The sequence below is a fragment of the Endozoicomonas sp. ALC013 genome (assembly GCF_049310205.1).
GTDB lineage: Bacteria > Pseudomonadota > Gammaproteobacteria > Pseudomonadales > Endozoicomonadaceae > Endozoicomonas.
The window spans coordinates 1-2,642 of sequence record NZ_JBLYNS010000308.1; the positions used below are offsets into that span (position 1 = coordinate 1).

Annotated in this window: 1 protein-coding gene; it reads right to left on the reverse strand. The window is 58.2% G+C overall.

Translation table 11 applies throughout. The features are described from left to right. Positions 1-2,642: hypothetical protein (locus ACO6V1_RS23380; protein ID WP_422468925.1), on the reverse strand; the 2,642-nt coding region annotated here is incomplete at both ends.

Consider the following 2,642-nt stretch of genomic DNA (forward strand, 5'->3'; position numbering starts at 1 on the left):
TGTTTCCGGGCTAAAACTGTCCAGCAGGGAACGCTGGTCCAGAATCTCGTCCACCGACTGGCCACGGTTGCGGCTGTCTTGCAGGATACGGCTGGCTTCCACCAGTGAATCAATAACACCATAGCCTCCGAGTTCAGGATCTATACCCTTGGCCCTGGCAAAGTGCGGTGCCGCCATAGCCAGCGACTTGATCAGGTTCTTCAGGTCCGGTTTGTCGTCCTCGGCAAATAGGCTGTTCAACCGTTCATCATCGTAGGCTTTCATAAACAGGGCCGACTCTACCCGGTCGCGCATCTGTTTATTCCAGTGACCCTCTCTGGTCTTCAGCTCTGCGGATTCGTCACCGAGCCGGTCAGCGAACCGGGCAAGAAAGGTGTCATTACTGCGGTGCAGCAAGTCGCCCGTGCCATCGGTATCGAAGTGGTTAAGGTCTTCCTGGGTAATACGGCTGGCGTCCAGCTTGGCTTTTTCCGCCGGAGACATCGTAGCGGTTTCGGGCTTATTGGCCTCCTTGGTAAAGGATACCCGGTCTTCGGTATCGAGCTTGCCCTGACGCTGGCGCACCAGTACCGGTTCTTTGAAGCCGTCTATAGCCTCCGGCTTCAGGCCAAAGGCCTCGGCGTTGTCCTTCAGATACTGACGGTAGGCTTCAGCCCGGTCCCCATAAAGGCGGTATGCCTTGCGGATTGCAGACACCCGGCCATTGCCGCTTTCCACCACCCGGTCACTGCCGATGATCGGCGCGCCACTGCTGGCCAGCGGGTTAGCGCCCAGTTTCTTCGGGTTCAGCTTGCTGGCAATGCCCCGGATCTGGGTTTCACTGGCCTGCCTTGCCCGATCCCTCGGTTGCAGTTCTGCCGGGTAGTCCGGGTTGACCCTGCCGGTGTCGTTGTGACTGGTGATCAGGTCGGACTGTTCATAGAGGGCATACTGCGTGCTGACTTCCCGTTCATCGGCCATCACCGTTTCATCGGCCTTGCCCAGTACCGGCTTTTTTCCAGAAGGGACTCCTGCTTTTTCCTGTGGTGTTAGCCTGAGCCCTTTTTGTACCTGCGTTTCGGCTTTTTGAATTTCCCGGTTAAAGCCTTCGCTGTCTCCGCTTTCAATCATCCATTTCAAAATTTCCAATGGCTCAGTCAGGTCTTTCGGGGTTCTGCCCATACCCTCCTTGCGGGCTTCAATCTCCAGTTGCCGATGGTTATGGATCAACCGGCGCACCCGGCGTTTTTTCTCGCTGGCTCCCTTGCCCTGCCAATTAAAGGAACGGAACAACCGGTTCATGTTGCTGACCCGTTCCGTGTAAACAGCCAAATCCTGTTCGGGGTTGCCGGTGTAGCTGCCCGGTTCAGCGTTTTCTATCTTGTCACCAACCTTAACTGGCTTCATATTGGTGTGGGGTTTGACGGCTTTGCCCTGCCACTCTGGTTTCGTCTGTGCTGGCAGCACCTCGCCAGTCGGTTTTGACCACGGCTCTGACTCGACGATCTGCCGGTTGTTGATGGACTGGCGGTTCGGGGTTTGACCTTCCAACCCCACTGAGCGGCCATTCCACTGGCTCGGCTGCTCCATGTTGTTAGCTGGGTCGGCAGTCTCTACATAGCGTTGGCCAAACCGCACTGCTTCTGCCGGATTACCGGGTCGGTTGCGTTGCCAGGCTGGCTGATCATAACCACTGAAATCCTGCGGCCCGGCATTCGGGTTGTCGGACACACCGCCACCACCGGGAGGATCGTTCGGGTTATGGTCATCCCATCCTGTAGGAATATCCATTTTCGGATCAGGCGGGTGGTGCTGCCCGGTCAATGGGTCGGTATAGCCCTGGTGATGATCTGCCCAGCCTTCCGGTGCGGCCTGTGCTTCGGCTTCGGCCTGCGGCACCTGCTCGCCATGATGCTGCAACCAGCTCTCCAGATTGGCAATGGCCATGGCGTTCTGCCGCAGTTGCTCTGCCAGCATGGTCTGGTCGGCGTTGGGCTCCTGCATCTGGTCTTGCAGGGTCTGGTGCTGACTCATTAAGTCGTTCAGTTTTTCCTGAGTGGCACTGACCTGTTCCGGGTTCCGTACCCGGCCAAGGCCACCCACCAGACCACCCACCGGACCACCGATGACCATACCGGTCACGGCCTGCCCCAGGGCATTATCGGTCAGGCCGACATTCTGACCGGCCTGCTGCTGGCCATAGTTCTCGGCCATCTGCTGGCCGTAGCCTTCACCGAACTCCTGGGTTCCTTCAGTCAGCAACCCTTTCAGGGCATTGGTGCCACGGGTGCCAGCGTTTTTCAGGATAATGTTTTCCAGGGCAGGCCCACCGATGCCCATGGACAATGCCCCAACCCCTGCGCCCGGCAGGAAAGCAGCCTGTGCCGCTTCTTCGGCCAGCAGTGCCTTGGCCTGCTCAAAAGGCGCACGGGTATCGCCGCCCCCGGCCTGTTCATAGGTCTGCTGATACAGTTCCTGGAACCGGGGATTGTCTTTCAGGTCCTCATAGCCGAGGTTCAGGATGGTATTTTTTGCGCCTTCTGCCGCAGATCCACCGATCATGGCACCGCCGGTCAGTCCATAACCGGTATGATTGCCTACCTTGTCGATGGTATTGGCGAGTCCCTGTACGCCACGGGCTTCGGCCAGTGTTCCCACGTTGG